Source organism: Limnobacter sp., assembly GCF_964228395.1.
Taxonomy (GTDB): Bacteria; Pseudomonadota; Gammaproteobacteria; order Burkholderiales; family Burkholderiaceae_B; genus Limnobacter.
In genome coordinates this window covers 43285-60776 of record NZ_CAXQZX010000129.1, presented here as the reverse complement: position 1 = coordinate 60776, position 17492 = coordinate 43285, and the positions used below count along the sequence as shown (strand labels likewise).

At 50.1% G+C, this 17492-nt stretch carries 22 protein-coding genes; 19 read left to right on the top strand and 3 right to left on the bottom strand.

The genetic code is table 11. The features are described from left to right. The first annotated feature begins 47 nt into the window (after positions 1-47). From ACEQU8_RS11140 to ACEQU8_RS11050, 19 genes are all read left to right on the top strand, one after another. Positions 48-1055 (top strand): hypothetical protein, encoded by a 1008-nt coding sequence (locus ACEQU8_RS11140; protein ID WP_370263623.1) that lies wholly within the window; start codon positions 48-50, stop codon positions 1053-1055. 2 nt (positions 1056-1057) lie between these two features. Continuing rightward, positions 1058-1843, top strand: a complete 786-nt coding sequence (locus ACEQU8_RS11135; protein ID WP_370263621.1) for a flagellar motor protein MotB — start codon at positions 1058-1060, stop codon at positions 1841-1843. Positions 1844-1901: 58 nt separating this feature from the next. Then, the gene (locus ACEQU8_RS11130) at positions 1902-2327 is read left to right on the top strand and encodes a hypothetical protein (RefSeq protein WP_370263619.1); all 426 of its coding nucleotides are present in this window, start codon (positions 1902-1904) and stop codon (positions 2325-2327) included. A gap of 36 nt (positions 2328-2363) precedes the next feature. Further along, positions 2364-3122: a type III secretion system inner membrane ring lipoprotein SctJ gene (sctJ, locus tag ACEQU8_RS11125; protein ID WP_370263617.1), complete on the top strand. Its 759-nt coding sequence runs from the start codon at positions 2364-2366 to the stop codon at positions 3120-3122. Continuing rightward, a complete protein-coding gene (locus ACEQU8_RS11120) occupies positions 3119-3877 on the top strand; it encodes a hypothetical protein (RefSeq protein ID WP_370263616.1) in 759 nt (252 codons plus the stop codon). The genes sctJ and ACEQU8_RS11120 overlap by 4 nt, the downstream gene beginning before the upstream one ends. Next, positions 3840-4538 (top strand): HrpE/YscL family type III secretion apparatus protein, encoded by a 699-nt coding sequence (locus ACEQU8_RS11115; protein WP_370263614.1) that lies wholly within the window; start codon positions 3840-3842, stop codon positions 4536-4538. Before ACEQU8_RS11120 ends, ACEQU8_RS11115 begins: the two co-directional genes overlap by 38 nt. Further along, complete coding sequence (gene sctC, locus ACEQU8_RS11110; protein ID WP_370263612.1) at positions 4522-6324, top strand: type III secretion system outer membrane ring subunit SctC; 1803 nt, start codon at positions 4522-4524, stop codon at positions 6322-6324. Before ACEQU8_RS11115 ends, sctC begins: the two co-directional genes overlap by 17 nt. Then, positions 6321-7526 (top strand): hypothetical protein, encoded by a 1206-nt coding sequence (locus ACEQU8_RS11105; RefSeq protein ID WP_370263610.1) that lies wholly within the window; start codon positions 6321-6323, stop codon positions 7524-7526. Before sctC ends, ACEQU8_RS11105 begins: the two co-directional genes overlap by 4 nt. Before the next feature lie 4 nt (positions 7527-7530). Next, positions 7531-7902 carry a hypothetical protein gene (locus tag ACEQU8_RS11100; protein ID WP_370263608.1) on the top strand — a complete coding sequence of 124 codons (372 nt, stop codon included), beginning with the start codon at positions 7531-7533 and terminating at the stop codon, positions 7900-7902. A gap of 2 nt (positions 7903-7904) precedes the next feature. Then, positions 7905-8441 carry a hypothetical protein gene (locus tag ACEQU8_RS11095; RefSeq protein WP_370263606.1) on the top strand — a complete coding sequence of 179 codons (537 nt, stop codon included), beginning with the start codon at positions 7905-7907 and terminating at the stop codon, positions 8439-8441. After that, positions 8434-8775 carry a hypothetical protein gene (locus tag ACEQU8_RS11090; RefSeq protein WP_370263604.1) on the top strand — a complete coding sequence of 114 codons (342 nt, stop codon included), beginning with the start codon at positions 8434-8436 and terminating at the stop codon, positions 8773-8775. The genes ACEQU8_RS11095 and ACEQU8_RS11090 overlap by 8 nt, the downstream gene beginning before the upstream one ends. An 11-nt stretch (positions 8776-8786) precedes the next feature. Beyond that, positions 8787-9002 (top strand): hypothetical protein, encoded by a 216-nt coding sequence (locus ACEQU8_RS11085; RefSeq protein ID WP_370263603.1) that lies wholly within the window; start codon positions 8787-8789, stop codon positions 9000-9002. A gap of 10 nt (positions 9003-9012) precedes the next feature. Then, positions 9013-9162: a hypothetical protein gene (locus ACEQU8_RS11080; RefSeq protein WP_370263602.1), complete on the top strand. Its 150-nt coding sequence runs from the start codon at positions 9013-9015 to the stop codon at positions 9160-9162. A gap of 46 nt (positions 9163-9208) precedes the next feature. Further along, positions 9209-9466, top strand: coding sequence for a hypothetical protein (locus ACEQU8_RS11075; protein ID WP_370263601.1), 258 nt, complete (start codon positions 9209-9211; stop codon positions 9464-9466). Between the two features lie 81 nt (positions 9467-9547). Then, a complete protein-coding gene (locus ACEQU8_RS11070; RefSeq protein ID WP_370263599.1) occupies positions 9548-10153 on the top strand; it encodes a hypothetical protein in 606 nt (201 codons plus the stop codon). A gap of 44 nt (positions 10154-10197) precedes the next feature. Then, the gene (locus ACEQU8_RS11065) at positions 10198-11469 is read left to right on the top strand and encodes a hypothetical protein (protein ID WP_370263597.1); all 1272 of its coding nucleotides are present in this window, start codon (positions 10198-10200) and stop codon (positions 11467-11469) included. A gap of 8 nt (positions 11470-11477) precedes the next feature. Beyond that, complete coding sequence (gene sctE, locus ACEQU8_RS11060; protein ID WP_370263595.1) at positions 11478-12485, top strand: type III secretion system translocon subunit SctE; 1008 nt, start codon at positions 11478-11480, stop codon at positions 12483-12485. A gap of 2 nt (positions 12486-12487) precedes the next feature. Then, positions 12488-13396, top strand: coding sequence for a hypothetical protein (locus tag ACEQU8_RS11055; protein ID WP_370263594.1), 909 nt, complete (start codon positions 12488-12490; stop codon positions 13394-13396). Between the two features lie 21 nt (positions 13397-13417). Continuing rightward, positions 13418-15298 (top strand): hypothetical protein, encoded by a 1881-nt coding sequence (locus ACEQU8_RS11050; protein WP_370263593.1) that lies wholly within the window; start codon positions 13418-13420, stop codon positions 15296-15298. A 70-nt stretch (positions 15299-15368) separates the two neighbouring features. Here the strand turns inward: ACEQU8_RS11050 and ACEQU8_RS11045 are convergent, their stop codons facing one another. Genes ACEQU8_RS11045 through sctS form a run of 3 tightly spaced genes read right to left on the bottom strand, consistent with a single transcriptional unit; the run spans position 15369 to position 17487 of the window. Beyond that, positions 15369-16430 (bottom strand): flagellar biosynthesis protein FlhB, encoded by a 1062-nt coding sequence (locus tag ACEQU8_RS11045; RefSeq protein ID WP_370263591.1) that lies wholly within the window; start codon positions 16428-16430, stop codon positions 15369-15371. After that, positions 16427-17227 carry an EscT/YscT/HrcT family type III secretion system export apparatus protein gene (locus tag ACEQU8_RS11040; protein ID WP_370263590.1) on the bottom strand — a complete coding sequence of 267 codons (801 nt, stop codon included), beginning with the start codon at positions 17225-17227 and terminating at the stop codon, positions 16427-16429. Before ACEQU8_RS11040 ends, ACEQU8_RS11045 begins: the two co-directional genes overlap by 4 nt. Beyond that, on the bottom strand, positions 17224-17487 hold the full coding sequence (sctS, locus tag ACEQU8_RS11035) for a type III secretion system export apparatus subunit SctS (protein WP_370263589.1): 264 nt from the start codon (positions 17485-17487) through the stop codon (positions 17224-17226). Before sctS ends, ACEQU8_RS11040 begins: the two co-directional genes overlap by 4 nt. Positions 17488-17492: the final 5 nt, after the last annotated feature.

Below are 17492 nucleotides of genomic sequence, written 5' to 3'. Positions count from 1 at the left end.
AAGCACCTCGATTGCATTCACACAATCAAAAAAGGGAGCTTGCAGCCATGTCCGCAGTCAGTATTCTCCAGCTCATCCCGCCCACCATGGTTGCGATCATCTTGTTGATCGCCTGCTACTTTTTTTACTCCCGCTACGTGGTGCCCGCTCGAAGTTTATGTAGCAACCTGGAAAAAATTGGAACCACAATACGCTCGATGAGCGACGGCGATGAAAGCATGCGCAAAAGCGGCGTCGCAAGGGTGTTTCAAGATTCCCCATTTGATCCCCTTTGGCGGGAGTTTGCCAAAACGCTCCACACTCAAACCAGCTATGTCCAGGGTCAACTCAAGCGAACCAAATGCAGAATCACAGTACCCGCGTCACATTTTTTCTCTGTCTCGTCCGTGGTCGACCGCCAACTGAGTGTCGAGTACTTTAAACACCTGCCAGGAATACTCACTGGCATAGGCATCATTGGCACATTTGCGGGTTTGTTATTCGGCCTATCCAATTTTGATGCCACCAACACGGAAACAATTAGCAAAAGCATTTCTGTGCTGCTCGCTGGCGTGCGAGATGCTTTCTACGCCTCTGCTGCGGCCATCACAGCGGCCATGGTGATTACCCACTGGGAAAAGATGCTCTATGGGCGCTGCATCACCGCACTGGATCACTTGGTTGACTGCCTCAACGGGCTTTTTGAGGGCGCTGTTGGCGAAGAGTATCTCGCCACGCTGGTGGAGCATTCCACCACCACAAGCAACCAAGCTCGTCTGATGAAAGACGAGCTAATACAGGCCATGGTTCCCGTGGTCCGGCAACTGGAATCCATTCAGACCCAACAGATCACAGGGCTTACCCAGGCCTTGGAAAACAGCCTCAACGAATCCAACCGGAAACTGGCCTCCCAAATCGAAACAGCCCTTTTACGCCAAATCCGTACCCCCCTTGAAGAGATGGTGTCAAAGCTGAACGAACGCTCGCCCTCGGCAGGCAACGCCCACGATATGGCTGTCAAGGTGATTAGGGCGAGGCAAAACGACATTCATCTGCCTAACGTCAGCGAGGCCTGATCATGTTTGGTCAACACTTACCCCAACGCAACAATCGCGACGAAGGGGAGCGCCCTTTCTGGATTTCCTACGCAGACTTAATGACTGCACTCATGGTGCTGTTTCTGGTCGTTATGGTCACTTCTTTAAGCCAAATGGCGCGAACACAGGAAGAACTCATCTCTCCCCCCATCGAGCGAGAAACAACACCGAAGAGCATTAGCCCAGTGACCACTGACATATCAATTCGCGAACAGGAGATTGGTGGCATTTGCTCAGAGCTATCCCAACAAACAGCCGCCACCAACCCCAATGTGATAGTTGATTGCTCACTTCAACGCATCAGCTTTGGAGAGGCGGGCCGTTTCAAAACCGATGAATATACTTTAAGCGATATCGGTCAGCAGGCCCTACAAGACACACTCGAATTGTTATTGGCCACAGCCAACTCGCCCCTTGGAAAAAAATGGCTAAAACAAGTTGTGGTCGAAGGCTTCACGGACACCGACGGGTCGTATCTCTACAACCTGAACCTCAGCTTGAAGCGCTCAGAATGGGTCATGTGCCTCATTCTTGGCCATGCCGGCAAAAATCCCATCGACCTCACTGCGGAGGAACGCAAACAGATCAAACAACTGTTTTTGGCGGGAGGGGTCTCTTTCAACAATATTCGTGACTCAAAAGACGCCAGTCGACGCGTGGAACTTCGACTGCAGTTTTACGGGATTGGAGAAACCCCACCCCCAAACCCGTTCTACGCCTCCAAGTTCAACGATTCGTCTGGCGAGCGCTGCATGCTTCGGCCCTAGAAATGGAACTTTAACCCTCAACCGGTCACCACACCTGAGTAGTTCAACGGAGGTTGGCATGAATGTACAAAACCCTGCTGTAAATACTGCAGCCATCACAACAAAACCAGCCCACATCCATGCGCCGGCAGAGTCGGTTGAGCAGTTTCGTACCTTGCTGACCAGCATGACAAACTCTTTGCAAAACAGTAGCCCGGTTTTATCTCAACAGCAAAAACCCGAGGCACTGCCCCAAGGCAATTTACTTGAAGACACCAGCAACAGGCTTCACAAAGCCGATATTGCGCTTGAAGAGCTCAGCTGGGAAATTCGTAAAGCTGGCCAGCAGCTTGGCAAAGCCATGCCCATGAGTGGCCTTTTGCCTGGGCAAATCATGCACATGAAATATGCCAGCACTGCATATTTCACCAATTTGATGCGTACAGAAAGTGGATTCTCCAGCCTCAGCGAAGAAGTGCAAGCCATCACCAAAAAACGGGGCTGAACCGCGATGTGCAAAACCTGTAAATCTATTCGGTGGATGCTCCTGGCGATCCTTCTGCATGCCTGCAGCAGCAACACTGTCCTTTTTAGCGCGCTGGAGCAGGATGAAGCCAATCAAATTTACTCCACCCTTCTGGAGGTTGGCATCCCGGCTGAACGCGAGACCACCAAAACAGGCGTCACAGTTACCGTTCCAAGAAGCATGTCCTCCGAGGCCCTGAAGATTCTGCAATCCAAGGGGCTTCCCAGGGACAAAAAGTCATCGATGGGCGAGGTATTCCGAAAAGAGAGCATGATCAGCTCCCCACTCGAAGAGCGCGCGCGTTACTTGTATGCCCTGTCCCAGGAATTAGAAAGAACCCTGATGCGGATGGATGGTGTCATATCGTCCCGAGTGCACATTGTGCTACCCGAGCGTACTAACCCAGGTGAACCACTCACACCCTCATCGGCCGCTGTGTTTGTCAAATACGACCAGCGCACGTCGTTTCAGGCTTACATTCCTCGTGTTCGTGAGCTTGTGTTCAACAGCATTCCAGGGCTCTCAGGCGATGCACACACCGCCGTCTCTGTGGCGGCGGTTCCAGCAGAAAACCTGCAAGAAAATTGCATCGCTTTGCTTTGGTATGGCCCAGTGGCCATACACCCCTCTGACAGGTGGGTGTTTTTAACCGTGATGTACCTGATCATTGGATTGTGGTGCCTGTCGATCACCATGGTTTGGTTGCAAGCCAGGGACGTCAAAGACTGGCCCGAAACGCTGAAGAAACTACATGCGAAGTTCAACAAAGAATGAATGATTCAAGCAATTACCTTCAAGACTGGTGGCGCTGGTGGGGAAACCCCTTGGTGAGCATACACAGCAGCCAAGTCATCCACTTGCCCTACGCGACTGAGCTGCTCAAGCAACCCAGTTATCTATTGTTTCTGGAGCTGCGGGGCAGTTTGGCACTTCCAGACACCCCCGACGCCTATTTGATTGAGCGCCCCCAACTTCGCAGCCTTGCTCTGGCCGAACAAGAGGAAATCTCTGAAACGTTCGTCCAGGCCGCAACCCTCAGTTTGGGTCCAAATATTCTTCAGGCAAGTGCCCAAAAATGGAGTCAGCACTTCGGCGTGGACTCCCCCGAACAGGTGCGACAAATCATTCAATGGCGCCACGAGATTCCACATGCCTTAAAAGCTTGGCGCGAATCATTGTTGATCACCCTCAACCAAGGCGACTCTTACAACATGCACATGCATACCCGTGCCTTGCTTTGTGTTGGGGCTTATTTGCAAAGCTTTTACCCGAATTTCTACAAACGATTTCAGCTGACTTTGCCATTTGAAATAACGCTGATCTTGAAATCGGTGGATCTCATTCCCCAAGAAGCCCAGGCCAGTTGCGAATCCTGGTTTGAACCCATGCTTGTCGCCTTGCACGAGCGGGTATTGCTCAGGTACCCCAGTGATGACATCGAACCCTTTGATCTTCAGGAGGACGAGGAAACCGAAACACTGGCCAAACTGGATGAAACAAACCCATGGCAGGAAACCAGCGATGCTTAAAAATCTTCGCCGAGTGCATTTTCCAAGGGAGCTTCAAACAAGTGGGCCAATCATTCCGGCCCATCTTCTTAACCATGTGGCCAGCCACGTCGAGATTGTGGCCAAAGCCGAAGAAACCGCAGCAAGTATACGACAGCGCGCTGAAATGGAAGCCACTCAAATTCGGGAAACGGCCAGGGAACGGATGGCTGCCTCCATCCACGCAGACCTCAATGCGCTCAAAGAACTTACCCGGCAAAAGGAGCAGGGGCTGTTGGCGAAGTCATCAACCATTTGCACCGAAATTTGTAAAGCCGTGTTCGATCAAATGATTGACGACATGGCGCCTCATCAAAAAATTGAGGTCTTGGTCGATAAGCTGCTCAAAGTTCAACATCATGGTCGCGAGCTCCTTATTTGCTGCCACACCAGTCAACTCAGCATGGTTGAAGCTGAAGTTTCACGGGTTATGGCAGAGCAACTCAACCTGAAAAAATGGGCGGTAAAACCCAGAGAAAATCTCTCCCCATTTGAGGTCATGATCAGCACCAGCAACGGCGCTGAAATACGGGTCTGCCTAGACAATCTAAAGGCAATTTATAAAGAAGAAATAGAGGCATTGGGCCGGGAGCTTGAAACGGTCATGCACTTTAGCGAGGACGACAATGAAACGATTTCTTAGCCTCGCCATGTTGCTCTCATCACTGCTTCTTCATCAAACGGAGACACAAGCGCAAACCACTGCGAGACCAAGCGCCCAATCGTCTGTAGCCGCCCCAGCCTCCACGTCTTTGTCGACACAAAGCAAAAATGAGCTCAAGGTTTACATTGCACAAGACGAAAGTGCCCGCAGGGTCATGGAAAGCCTCGTGTCGATGTTTGGCTTTCGGGTCCTGTCTGACAGCCTACCCAACAGGCCAGTCAGTGGCCGATTTGAAGTTCGGTCAATTGAAGACGTCATGGCGTACTTCAAAGGGGCCTATGAGCTGAACTATTTTGTCAATGGCATCAATGTGTATGTCTACAAATCCAGCGACTGGCGCACCAAGCGAATTTATGTGGGTGGGTCTGACCGTTCCAATGACGACTGGCGAGAACTCCTCACCTCCAGTGGTCTCTACTACAAAGATTTTCCGTTTGTGATTAACCGCGACAAAAGGGAACTGGTCGTCTCAGGCCCCAAGGCTTATATTCAATTGGTGGAAGCAACCTTTGGAGAGCCGTTACCCGACCCCAGCGAGGCCGAAAAACACGGTCTCAAACTCATGGTGTTCCCTCTAAAATACGCCTCAGTCGATGATCGAACCACGGATGTACGAAATACGAAAGTGGTGACACCCGGAGCGCTCAGTGTGCTGCTTAACCTTCTCGGGCTTCCCCCCCAGCGAATTCAAAACGCACCCGAGCGTCGCAAGGCCGGGATGCTCAATGAAAACGCATTCATGTTTCGGGATGGAGCACTCGCAGCAAGCGAAGGCATGGCTCAACTGCCGGTGTCTGAAACAAGCGACTTAAGTGGTAATCGCGAAAAAAAGCAAACCGACAATCCAATGCCTGTCAGCGTAACAGCAGACCCACGAACAAACTCGATTTTAATCCGAGACGCGGCAAGCCGATACGACTACTACAAAGACCTGATTGACAAACTCGACAGACCTGTGGCCATGATTGAAGTCGAAGCCATCATGGTGGAGGTGGATCAACAGACCATGAGTGAGCTTGGCCTGGAGTTTGGCCTAAACGCTGGAAACGTGGCTTATAACTTCCCAGGGCAAAGCGTGGGGCGTGAAAACTTTTTTACACCTGGTGCAAGTTCAATTGTTGATCCCGCGAGATTTTTAGCCCGCTTGCGCGCACTCGATGCAAACGAAAACATCAAGGTACTTGCACGTCCAACCATCGTGACGCAAGACAACGTCACGGCTTACATCGATCTGAGCCAAACCCTATTTCTTCAATTGACCGGGGAAAGAGTCGCTCAGGTCAAAGAAGTTACGGCGGGCAGCCTACTACAAGTAACCCCAAGAGTTGTGTCTGATGATTTCGAGCAACGTATTTTTATGCGGGTCGATATTCAGGATGGCACCATTGCGGAACAAGCGGGCATCGGCATGCCAAGGGTTCAGAACACCTCGATTAGTACCCAAGCGCTGATTGAACGAGAGAGAGCCGTGCTAATAGGCGGCTACAACAGAAACGCGCAAGACGACCTTGAATACAAAGTGCCAGTGCTGGGAAGCCTGCCCCTTATTGGTAATGCATTTCGAACCACCGAAAAACGAAACCAGGAACTTTCGCGATTGTTTCTTATCGTGCCCAGGCTGATTGAGGACCCCGCTCAAAACCACAAGTCCACCCGTGCGGCAGCCAATTTAATCGACAAAAACTTTTCCTATAAGTCTGATTCTCTTCAACCCACAGGTTCAATGCGCCTGGATAAAACCCTTTCACGTGTACCTGAACAATGAGCAACAACCTTACCCCGATTGTGGCGGAGGTCACAAACACCGAGGCACTGCAAAGCGGTCAAAACACCAACAGATCCAGTGGACTCAGTGCAACACAAAAATCGAGAGTTGCAAAGTTCATCAAGGCACACAGCAACCAACAAACAGCTGCTACGCCAAGCGACAAAAGTATTGACCAAAAAAACAAAGAAGCAGCACTTACAAAACCCCAGGTTAGCGCTGAGGAGCAAGCCCTTGCGATGAATGCGAGAGGCTTACACCGAAGTAAATTGCCAAAACATAAGGTGTCGACCAATGTCCTTCGCTACCAAGCCATGTTCACCAGCGATCCACTCTTTCTTCAAAAGGACATTGAGTCCTTTGAGGCATCGCTTCGCAAAAAAAGCCCCAGTTTGATCGACCGTTCAACCAAGCTCAGCGATCAAGACAAAATTCTTCGAAAATTTTTACTTGCAGAAATTATTCTTGAGGATCCTTCTATAACGCCAGAAACGAGGGTGCTTGTTGGCAAGCATCGCGACTATTTAAAGAATGTTCACGGCGAGGCTATTCTTGGAAAGCTGAGTGCTATTGATCAGGGGCACGACATGAAGCTGAGCAACGTCAGCCTGCGTGAGTTTGTCCGCGCCTACAGCTTGATAGAGTTACCGGAAAGCGAAAAAAAGAATGCGGAAATTCTGGAGCTTTTTAAGCATGTCAAGGCGTCGATCGACAAAGGCGATGGAACAGAGCAACTGGTGGAGATGCACAACAACTTCGTAGAGATCCTCAAACGCGAAAAGAGCCAGTACCCCAATCGGATTACAACACCAAGGCAACACGCGATCCTTTCGCGACTCAGCGAATTAAGCACCATCATCAAGGCGCAAAGCCTGCACAAACAATTTCTCAGCTGTTGTGAAAAGGCAAAAATTAAATCATTACCCAAAGTATCAGAACTCATGGACGCGTGCCTGCAAATTACAGTATCCAACGACCTGTTTGCAGGTGTTAGCGCACTCATTCGATCAGCGAGCTCAGTCCAAGGGCTCCGAGTGGGTGCAAGCAATATGTTTTTAACCAATTACAACCGGCAAATTCTTCAAAGTAAGTTATTGCACGGTATGTATAAGAATAATTTTCATCGCAAACAGGTTGTGGATCACCTTGAAAAGAGCATGCGCACAAGTGGGCTAATGGTTGTTCCCAAACTGAAGGCCTAACAATATGGACAAAGCCGGCAGCTCAAAACAGGTCAACGCAGAGGAAGACGGTTTTCTGATAATGGACCAACATTGGGCCTTGTTACCCCCTGACCCAGAAAACAGCATTTCAATTGAACAAAACGGAAAGCGAATACTGACGTTTTTCATGCTTTGGATTGACGAAAACAACATCTCTCCAAGCTTGCTTGCGACTTGTAAAAATCTCGCAAGTAACCCACCGGACTGGCCTGGAGTTCGTCTTGAATTTACTGAAACCCCCTCGCCTGGCTTTCTGATTCGTATTGTGAAAGGTTGGGAGCCCGCCAATTCAAAGCAAGAGCAAAGCTTATTTCAAAAAGTACTTTGGGAAATCAACAGGCTTGAAAGGAGTTGATGATGACAATCCGTGAAGAACAAAACCCACTTTCAACTGCGAATCGCGTTCGAGATCGGCTGGAAAAACATGCCAGTGGAGTGGAACCATCGAGCCGCGTTGATGTATCACGCCATGCCCCACACATTTCGCGTTGCAATCAATTAAAGGCCGACCATCCTGAGGATTTAACAGGTGAGTTTCTAGGCTTGTTATTCAACCCTTTGTCAGATGAACCCAAAGCCTCACCAGACAAGGGCTTCAACGACCATTCAAACAAAAGCAGCCCAAATGGAACCAACTGCCTTATTTCCTCACTCAATAAACAGGAAGAGTGTTTTGGCAAATTGGAAGATACAAAAGAGCCATTCACGATGGTGATTGAAAACACCACTTTGGGAGCTTTGCGGCTTCGTGGTCGTTGGTCACAAGGGGTATTGCAGCTTGCCCTTGAATTGCCGAAGCGTTTAAGCCTGACTGAGCAAAAGGTTTTAGGTGCAATGTTGTCAAAGGGGCTTTCCAAACAATTGGGGGTTCCAATGGAGATCTCAATTGATTGACTCGCTGGCAAGTCTTACATCGACCACCGCAATCAAGCCGGTAGCCTCAACGGCAATCAGCGCGGCCGACGTTTCGCAATTCAAAGAATTGCTGGGTGGCGGCAATCAGGCACTGGGCACGATACAGCAATTCATTGATGGTGCTGAAAATCGCCTGGTTCGTGGTGAGCTGGCAGTGTCTTCCAAATTGAAAGACTTTGATTACAAAGACAATGTGATGGGCCTGGTGCATGCCATGCATCAAAGCTCCATGAATTCAGTTTCTGTTCAACTCACAGGAAAAGTTGGCACCAAGGTGTCAGAAAGTTTTGAGTCCTTGATCAAGCAGCAGTAGGAGGAAACCCCATGGAAGTCATTCAAGCCGGCGACAAAGTACTGCAATTTGCAGATCGACACGGTAGCAATGTCAAGCAAATGTTGGCCATGCCAGATTTTGGAAGCCGAATCGCAGACGGACCCGCATTGAACTATGAAGTCGGAATGATGACTGCAATGTGGCAACTCGCTTCGGGTTTAATGAAAGACCTTACCGAGCCACTAAAAAGTATTGTCAATAAATAAGGAGCCTACCATGTCGATTCCAGGATTACCTCCCTCTCCCGCGGCGCCCGCAGAAAACCCCTTGCTGGACGCCGTTATTCTTTCTTATGGCACAGAGGATATCATCACGCCCTCCTGGATTCACGGGGAAGAGGATCACGATAAAAAAGAAAGCAGCTGAATTAAGAGCAACTTAAACACTCAATTGATGAGTTAAGGAGAACTTTATGGGTGCCCCCCAAGCATATAGCCGTCACGCTGACAACGCTGCACAGGAAGCCATGTTGCTCCAAGCCACCGCAGAACGCGAGGCGGCTATTAACCGATTCAGAGAAGGGATTACACAAGCAGGCGTTACACCAGAGCAAATTGTCCTCTTGGCCACAGATCTGAAAGAAGTTCTTGGTTCGGTGAGCGCTGTGATTGATGTTGCTAAAACAATTAGCGACGAAGCCAAGCGCATTATTGAACGCGCCATGCAGTAAATCTTCAAACACCTCAAGAAATACTTGCATGTTCTTTCTTGAGGCCCATCTTAGGGTTCAATCGCATTTCAGGAGCTGTTCATGGGGAACCCCTCTATTGAAGCGCCAGCATCTCATCATTCCAACGGCGTTGTAGACGAGCAGGCAGGCACACAAAAGTCTTCGAATAAGGCAAGCCCCGAACAAAGGGAGGAAGTCAAACGATGGTTCGCTGTGCTGAACCAAATTGCCGAAGGCGACTACAGCGGTGCTTTGTCCTCCATCACGGAAATCCGCACCAAAAGAATGCGGGAGGAAATGCAGGCTTTAACAGAGATGGCTGAAGAGTACGGGCCCTTGGAATCAGCGGCCGACAACCTAATTCATAGGCTTCTCAGCGTAGGGAAAGATGGTGAAGTAATCAACTTAAATTCCCACATGCGCGAATTTGTGATGCGTGCCCAAAAGGCACACCCGCCACAATCGGACACCACAGAAAACTCTCTCGGCAAATTACTGCGTGGCGAAAAGCTCAGTGAAGCCGAAGCCAAAGACCTACATGCTTACTTTGAAGAAGCAAAACTCAAGGTCATTCCGCAAGGCAAAAGAGTCTCCCTACTTACTGAACAAATTAAGTCTTTGCAGAACAACTACGAGCAAGAGCTCGCCAACGGCGGCCAGGGGATAAAAGCCTTACTGGGTCAATAGTTAGCATTTTTCCTTGAATAGTAAGATCGCCTAAAGAGATAACCATGCCAGACGCAACAACGCACGCCGCCCCCCCCAACACCACAAATGTTGGTTCGCCTGAGTTGACAGCCACGCAACAAGCGCCGTCATTGGATGAAGCCTTACTCAAAGCAATGCAAGAGTTAGGCATCACTGACCTGAGCACTATCACGAAGGACCAAGCGACCGGGTTACTTGAACGTTTGCAACAGCTGCAAAGCGACCAAGCCCAAGTGGCAGATGGACCAAGCACCGAAGGTTTGGCCATAACCATCAAAAAATTGGAGCAGGCCATCGCTAAGTGGCCAGAAGCTGGGGCTACCCCGCTAGAGCAAGAGCTTAATTCGCAGAAAGGTCGATTGGGAGTACTGGAGGCAATCAGCGCAGCTACAGGTCATGGGGAGGTGGGGGTGGCCGCCTTGGTGAGTGCAGCTCAAACCGAGGTTGGTGGCAAAGTGAGCGTGCTTGAAAAAGCGCAGACGGTCATTGACGAACAAATGCCCTTGGGCGCAGAGAATTCTGGCTCCTCGCGTGAGCAAGCTCAAAAAATGCTGGATGCCATCAATGGTTTGGAAAATGCTGGGTACAACCTCGCCGATCTTATGCTCAAAGACCTTCAAGAAGAGCTTCAAAACCAGCTTTCAAAGCCCCCCTCCGAACCACCCAACCCGGAAGGAGATGACTTACTTTTGCGCAAGAGTGTACTTGGAGCGCTGGACAACTACTTTGAAGCCAGCGGTCTAGACCAGGCAAGCCCACAACGTACGCGCAACCGCGCCTTACTGGCAGGCGCCGATGTTGCAAGCAATGAGCACTCCATGAGCAAAGCTTGGGAAACAGAGACCAGAAACATCACCAATCTGGAGTCGTTTTCCCAAGAGAATGTAGAAGACGCCATTAAACAACTGGAAGCACTGCGGGCTGACGCTATTCGCCGCGGCGACACTGTTGCCGTGACAGCCATCAACGCAAAAATCTCTGTCATGGCCGAAGCGGCTGCGCACATCGAGGAACACGGCAGTTTGGGTGATCACGCGATTGTGACGGTCTACAAACTCAAGGCAATCGATATGGGTACGAAACAGATTTTGCTGGATCAATTGAAAGAAGCCAAATTGCAGGCAGATCAATCTGGCGACGCACAATTGATGAGTGAGCTCGAAGGCAAGATTGCGTCCATGCAAACACAAATTAATACGCTGGAACAAGAGCTTAAGGTTATCAAAGAGAAGATGACTGATGTAATTGAATTCAAGGCCGACAAACATGTTCAATCGCTAATGAACGTAGCATAGGTGATTTCATGAACACGCCAAATCCACAGGCAGCGGCTGGCGATCATCCCCGCGTGGGCGAATCTCTAGTTGTTGCTGAAAGCTCGGAGGGTGAAGGTTTTTATGAGTTGATGGCCGAGTTTTGGGTGGGTGCCCTGAAGAACATGCGCGACTCGCTTAGCCAACACATAGAGGGGCTTTCTGGGGCAGAGCGGCAAAAGGCGGCTCAGATCCGCGAGCAGGTCGACAAGTATATAAAAGAAATCGAGAAGCAGAAACGCAAGGGCCCCATGGAGAAGTTCATGAAGGTTTTCGCGCCAATTTTGACTGCTTTTTCAATCATGGTCGCGGTGGTGGTTCCCACTCCCATGACCATTGCCATGGCGGTGATGGCCGTCACCATGTTTCTTGAACCATTGATCTCCAAGGCGGCAGGCAAGGAGTCAATGATCGATCAATTTATGGGCAAGGTCATTCAAGAGCTATCCAAACACCTGCCACCGGCGGTGGCTGCAGTGATCACTGCCGTCGTGGTAACGGTGGCCATTCTGTTGATCACCCGGGGAGCCGCATCGGGCATTTCGGCTCTTGGTAAGGCGGTGGGTGGCCCAGGCGCAAGTGCAGCCACGAGTGCAGCGTCACATGCCGCAGCCGTCAGTGGCTCGACCACATCGGGCACAGCCGGCGCTGCAGGCGCTGCTGGCGGTACTTCAAGATCCTTCCTTCAATCGCTTGGTGGCAATTTGGGCATCACGCCCCAACATTCAGGATTTGATGCCTTCGCAAAAATTACCGAGTACATCGAAACCTTGCTTTACATGGGTAAAGCCGGCATGGATATCGACATTGCGGTGCTGAATTTTCAATTGGCCAAGGCCCTAAAGGCCTATGGCATCGAGCAAGCTTATATTGAAGAACTTACCACCATCATCAACATGATTTGGAATGGAGTCAATGACGTTCAACAAAATATGGAACGCCTTTTGGATCTTTTGGTGGATCTGTTTGACAAACAAGAAATAAACATAGGAATTTAGTGATGACCGATCCCCTTGCACCTCAAGCTTCACCTGAACCAACGGGCCTTGCGATCGACGACTCTGGCGCCCCGCCCTCCAGTGGGGCAGCCAAGGCTCAAAAGCCACTTGACCACCATGAACGCACTCAGATGATGAATTACCTTCAGCATCAGCGAGGCTTAACAGCCGAACAGGCGGAGAGGTTCTTAGACGAATTCATGCAACCAGATGAGGTGCGTCAATTTTTGAGTGTGATTTCAGGGCAGACGTCCATCACTCGACAAGACATGAAAGAAAAGTGGGGGCTAAGCGATGAGGAGATCGACTTTGTACTTCAAGGAGAGGAATCTCTTTCTATGAGGCCAGCAGATGGCGAGGGGCGTCATGGTGCTGTGCTTGTAACAAGTCACCCTTTTGGCAATATTTTCGTCGAGTTTATGGCGTTGATGTATGCGCTGGGTACCGATGTTCGTCAAATGATCACCAAAATGATCAAGGTGCAAAAAGACGGCATGATTGACTCGGCCAACGAGCAGTTTCGCGGCGCCATTGCTAAGTTTAGTGCCGCCATGTTTGCAGGCGTAGTAAGTTTGGGTGGTGGTGCCTTTAACGCTTTGAACACCAAGAACAAGCCCCCATCCGATCCATCACAAAATGCTGGCACTGGCAAAACAGGCAACGAGTCTACCAATTCTCGCAATGCCAGGCTCAATGACGCCATGAACAACACCTGGACCAGCCCACAAGGGCTTGCCCTGATCACTCAACCATTTTCGGCTACAGGCGAGTTTCTGGATGCATTTTTCCAGCGTGAAGCTGGGCGATCCAACGCCGAGGTGGAAGAAGCCCGCGCCATTTTCCAGCAATTAATGTCCTTCTACGAACAAACAAATCACGCGCAACAATCGGCTGCTCAAGGTGCAGGTTAAGCATTTTCAGAAAAAGGAATCATGATGACCAATGGCAATGTAGTGAAGGGTGCAACCGATCACGGATCGAGTCTAATGTCTTCTCAGGAAGCCCCAGCCGGTACCACCTTCCAATTTAAAAACATGCAGTCCCATTATGAAATTGCGACTGAAACACCGGAGGATCTCCAACTGGTATTGGCCTGGATTGCCAATCTTTCAGGCAAATCGATCGATCAAGTAACCCTTGCAGACCTTTTAAAGTTTAGTTATCAGGCTACGGGAATCGACGGCTTCCCGTCCACCCCATACAGGCCATCCAACGGTGGTAACCAGATCAACCAATTGCGCCCCACCGCCGAGATGATGGGGCACATTCGCAATTGGGCTGCTGGGTTTTACCAAGGTAGGCCGCCTGTGCTTGTTAGCAATACCGCAGGATTTGTCGGCTCCGAAATTGACCTGGGCGACGCCTCGCCAGAGCAACTGCGACAAAACTCAGCAGTGGCGTATGGTTATGTCGGCTCTGCACAAAAAATTTACGCAGAGAATTATGCCGATAGCCCCTTGCCACCGATCAACCTGGATTCAATTGATGACCCGGAATTGCGCGAGTTGTTGGTCAGGGTATTTGGCGAGAATCCTCCTGGTGGATTCACTGAGGGCCACTTAAATGTATTAAAAATAATGGGCATAGCTGATGGTCCTGCTGGCGGTTCGCCAAGCGGCTGGGGCATCAGCCCTATGGGCAAAGCGCTACTTCATGTATTCGCCCAAGAGGGCACGGGTTTTATACCTGATAGCAATTTATTCAAATTGAACGACCCCAAAACAGAGCATTACATTAGTTCCGCGGGTGCTTATTTTGATGCTGAGGGCAATTGGATCCCCGCGGACCCGACCAGCACAGCTGGGGCGCTCACCACCATTTCTGAAAGTTACAGCGCCATTCATTCGGCCATGTCGCACCGGAGCGAATCCGCAGAACTTCCACCAGGTCTGCATTTGCCCGATGAAGTTGTAGCTCTGATGAGCGAACTGGGCGGGAAAAGTGGTGGGTTTAACGCGATAGATCTTAATACCCTGGTTGTGATGGGCTTGGTTCACATTGATAAAAACACAAATGCCGTTAGCCTCACGCCGCAAGGCCAGTCTTTGCTTGGCGCAGTGAAACCACCCCAAGAGCAACCCGTCGAGCCGGCCCCTGAGGACAAAAGTGCCGAGGAATTTTGGTGGGCCTCATACACCCTAGTATATGCCCACAACGGGGCAGGGGAAAGGATGATTGATCATTTAGAAGCAGTACTAAAACGTAAGAGTGATACCAATCTTTACAAAGATGGAAAATATTATGGCAAGAGTGTGAGCGATGAAATATCCAAGATGCTAGTAGGTGATCCGCCCATATTCAATGAAAACAGCCGCCATTGGGAAGATGCAGGCTTGGGGCATTTAACGCAGGAGCAGCGTACAGAGATATTGGCTGCCATGAAGGTTTGGGCTGGAAATCGCGAAGGGTTAGACTCCATAAGCGGGGTTCAGGGCGCAGGCGGGAAAAACGTCGAAGTGATTGAGCAACACGAAGCAGAGGTCTGGGTTAGTCGAAACGCCTTTTCGTGGATAGCCGACCCCTCCGAGCGGGCTAGGCTTATGATGGACGCTGGCATTAAACCTGACCCACGCTGGGGTGCTTATAAACTAGACTCTCCAGAGCTAGCTCCCCACAAAAATCAAATCGGCGAGATCATGGCTAATTTGTTTGGTTGGGACATCAACAACATAAGCCAAGACCAACTTGACCAAGCTTTGTATATTTTAGAAACCACGGGATTCATCAAAATGCCAGACCCGAACTCTCTTGTTAAGGTAATTACCCTCGGCGATGTGTCACCAGTGGCACAGCCCGAGGGCTCTGAAGGGTAGCCGCCAGAACCTTCGCCAGAGGCAACTTACAAGGCCTATTCCTCCTAAGCAACCTCAGGGGGAATAGGCCTTAATTTTGGCTCATATTGCTTTGCCGAAGTTGTAACTCCATCACGGTTCGAAACACTTCGGCAGCCAGTTGCAAATGCTGCTTCCGGATATATTGCTCTTCGTCACAATCTTGGTACAACATGCGGGCCAGTTTGACATTGGTCACAATGGGTACGCCATGCTTTTTTGCTTCCTCTCGAATCAACATGGCATCCTCATCAACACCCATGCAAACAATATACGGCAGATCATGTTTGCCAGGCTCGTAATCCAGTGCCACAGAAATATGCGTAGGATTGGCCACAACCGCCTTCGCGCCACCTACCTTATTCAGAGACGCATTCAATAGGCTGCGATGCATAGACTTTCGCTTCTGTTTTAGGCGGGGGTCGCCCTCTCGCTGTTTGTATTCGTCCTTAATGTCTTGGTGACTCATCATGAGCTGTTTGGTTAAATGTGCCTTTTCCATGGTCCAATCGATTAAGGCCAAAATAACAAACACCGCCAATGAATACATGACAAGCTGCTTCAGGATCAGCATGAGAACATCGAGAAATTGCGGCACGCCCACGCGAAAGCTGTAGAGCATTTCAGGCAAATTGCCTATAAAAACCAAATACCCCAGGCCAACCAAAATACAAACTTTGACGACAGACAACATAAGTTGAACCAGGGATTTTTTGGACAACATATTTTTGATGTTGCCAATGGCGTTCATTTTTTTTAATGATGGCGTTGCTCCCTCAGGCGCGACCAAGAAGCCAATTTGCATCCAGGTGGCCAGCAGGCCCATGACTGCACACACAAACACCAAGGGCAGCGTGATGAGCAATAACACCTTAAGCGCCATGTCGGTAATTTCTTGACCACGGGCTTTATCAGCGACCGCTCCTGCGTTGATAATCAGATCAAGTAGCTCCGAAAAATATTCTATGTAACTGCCGCCAACCCAAAACAGAAATGCGTAGAAGGTACCTAGCTTCAACACGATTTGGGCATCTTTACTGACGGCGACCTGCCCCTTTTTTCGGGCATCGTCTATTTTTTTTTGCGTGGGTTTTTCTGTTTTTTCGCCGCTCATGGCGCCACCCCCAACAGGGTACTTAAGTTGTCGCTGTATTGAGCAAAGAGCCGGAAGATTTCGTCCTCAGTGTAATGCAGCATGACAAGCAAGGCTGCAATTCCAAAAACACTGCGCAGGCCAAACTGAAGACTGTAGACCTGCAACTGCTGTGCAAAGGCTGAAACAATTTCTACGCACAGCTCAACCACCAACACGGCCACCAAAATTGGACCGGCCAACAACATGCCAAAAGAGACGTGGTCAGCCACCATTCGAAGCAGCGTAAGCCCCCAGTCTGTGAGCGATGCTGTAACAATCGTGCCTGGCGGCATCAGCATGTAACTGTTAAGCAGATGCACTGCGATTGCATGCAAGCCCGGACCAGCAAATATAAGTGCCACAAACAAGTAGCCGAACAAAGTCTCCAGCGGCAGCTCTTCACCCGAGTCGTTCCCCGTGGCCTGCGCTGCAAAGGTTGCCCCCCTGAACACCTCGATAAAGGCGCCAAACGCCTTGAAAGCAGCGTAGGGCATGAATATCGTCATACCCAACATGGCACCCAGCATGACCTCGCTTAAAAACGTAGTGACGGTCAAGCTAGGCGCCACAATTTCGGCATCCATTTGAAAGCCAACTGAGAACGCGGGGTAAAGCACCAGCGACGTAGCGACGGCCGATTTGATCAGAGTGCTTGTGGCCCCTTTGTTGAACACCGGGAAAAACCACATAAAGGCAAAAGACCTGGGCAGAAAATACATCAGCACAGCGATGTATTGTCGAAGTGCATCATCGGCAGACTGTAGCTCATCGATCATGTGCGGGTTGCATTGTGGGCGATCAACCTGAAGATTTGGTCAGTGTATTCAATCAGGTTGGATGCCATCCAAGGCCCCAAACCAATCAATACAAAGACCACCACCACCAGCTTGAGTGCAAAGGGCATGGCTTGGTCCTGAAGCTGAAAAACTGCTTGCATAAAGCCCAGCACCAGCCCCATAACGGCGGTGACCAAAACCACAGGCCCAGAGATGAGCAGGGTTAGAAACAAGGCCTGTTTGACGTAGTAAATCAGCATACAGA

Bases quoted from the DNA above. Each gene is read 5' to 3' on its own strand.
- sctE (WP_370263595.1), top strand. From the start codon at position 11,478: ATGAACACGCCAAATCCACAGGCAGCGGCTGGCGATCATCCCCGCGTG.
- sctC (WP_370263612.1), top strand. From the start codon at position 4,522: ATGAAACGATTTCTTAGCCTCGCCATGTTGCTCTCATCACTGCTTCTT.
- ACEQU8_RS11115 (WP_370263614.1), top strand. From the start codon at position 3,840: ATGAAACAAACCCATGGCAGGAAACCAGCGATGCTTAAAAATCTTCGC.
- ACEQU8_RS11105 (WP_370263610.1), top strand. From the start codon at position 6,321: ATGAGCAACAACCTTACCCCGATTGTGGCGGAGGTCACAAACACCGAG.
- ACEQU8_RS11140 (WP_370263623.1), top strand. From the start codon at position 48: ATGTCCGCAGTCAGTATTCTCCAGCTCATCCCGCCCACCATGGTTGCG.
- sctS (WP_370263589.1), bottom strand. From the start codon at position 17,487: ATGCTGATTTACTACGTCAAACAGGCCTTGTTTCTAACCCTGCTCATC.
- ACEQU8_RS11040 (WP_370263590.1), bottom strand. From the start codon at position 17,227: ATGATCGATGAGCTACAGTCTGCCGATGATGCACTTCGACAATACATC.
- sctJ (WP_370263617.1), top strand. From the start codon at position 2,364: ATGCTCCTGGCGATCCTTCTGCATGCCTGCAGCAGCAACACTGTCCTT.
- ACEQU8_RS11050 (WP_370263593.1), top strand. From the start codon at position 13,418: ATGATGACCAATGGCAATGTAGTGAAGGGTGCAACCGATCACGGATCG.
- ACEQU8_RS11045 (WP_370263591.1), bottom strand. From the start codon at position 16,430: ATGAGCGGCGAAAAAACAGAAAAACCCACGCAAAAAAAAATAGACGAT.
- ACEQU8_RS11095 (WP_370263606.1), top strand. From the start codon at position 7,905: ATGACAATCCGTGAAGAACAAAACCCACTTTCAACTGCGAATCGCGTT.
- ACEQU8_RS11075 (WP_370263601.1), top strand. From the start codon at position 9,209: ATGGGTGCCCCCCAAGCATATAGCCGTCACGCTGACAACGCTGCACAG.
- ACEQU8_RS11130 (WP_370263619.1), top strand. From the start codon at position 1,902: ATGAATGTACAAAACCCTGCTGTAAATACTGCAGCCATCACAACAAAA.
- ACEQU8_RS11085 (WP_370263603.1), top strand. From the start codon at position 8,787: ATGGAAGTCATTCAAGCCGGCGACAAAGTACTGCAATTTGCAGATCGA.
- ACEQU8_RS11120 (WP_370263616.1), top strand. From the start codon at position 3,119: ATGAATGATTCAAGCAATTACCTTCAAGACTGGTGGCGCTGGTGGGGA.
- ACEQU8_RS11135 (WP_370263621.1), top strand. From the start codon at position 1,058: ATGTTTGGTCAACACTTACCCCAACGCAACAATCGCGACGAAGGGGAG.
- ACEQU8_RS11055 (WP_370263594.1), top strand. From the start codon at position 12,488: ATGACCGATCCCCTTGCACCTCAAGCTTCACCTGAACCAACGGGCCTT.
- ACEQU8_RS11070 (WP_370263599.1), top strand. From the start codon at position 9,548: ATGGGGAACCCCTCTATTGAAGCGCCAGCATCTCATCATTCCAACGGC.
- ACEQU8_RS11080 (WP_370263602.1), top strand. From the start codon at position 9,013: ATGTCGATTCCAGGATTACCTCCCTCTCCCGCGGCGCCCGCAGAAAAC.
- ACEQU8_RS11065 (WP_370263597.1), top strand. From the start codon at position 10,198: ATGCCAGACGCAACAACGCACGCCGCCCCCCCCAACACCACAAATGTT.
- ACEQU8_RS11100 (WP_370263608.1), top strand. From the start codon at position 7,531: ATGGACAAAGCCGGCAGCTCAAAACAGGTCAACGCAGAGGAAGACGGT.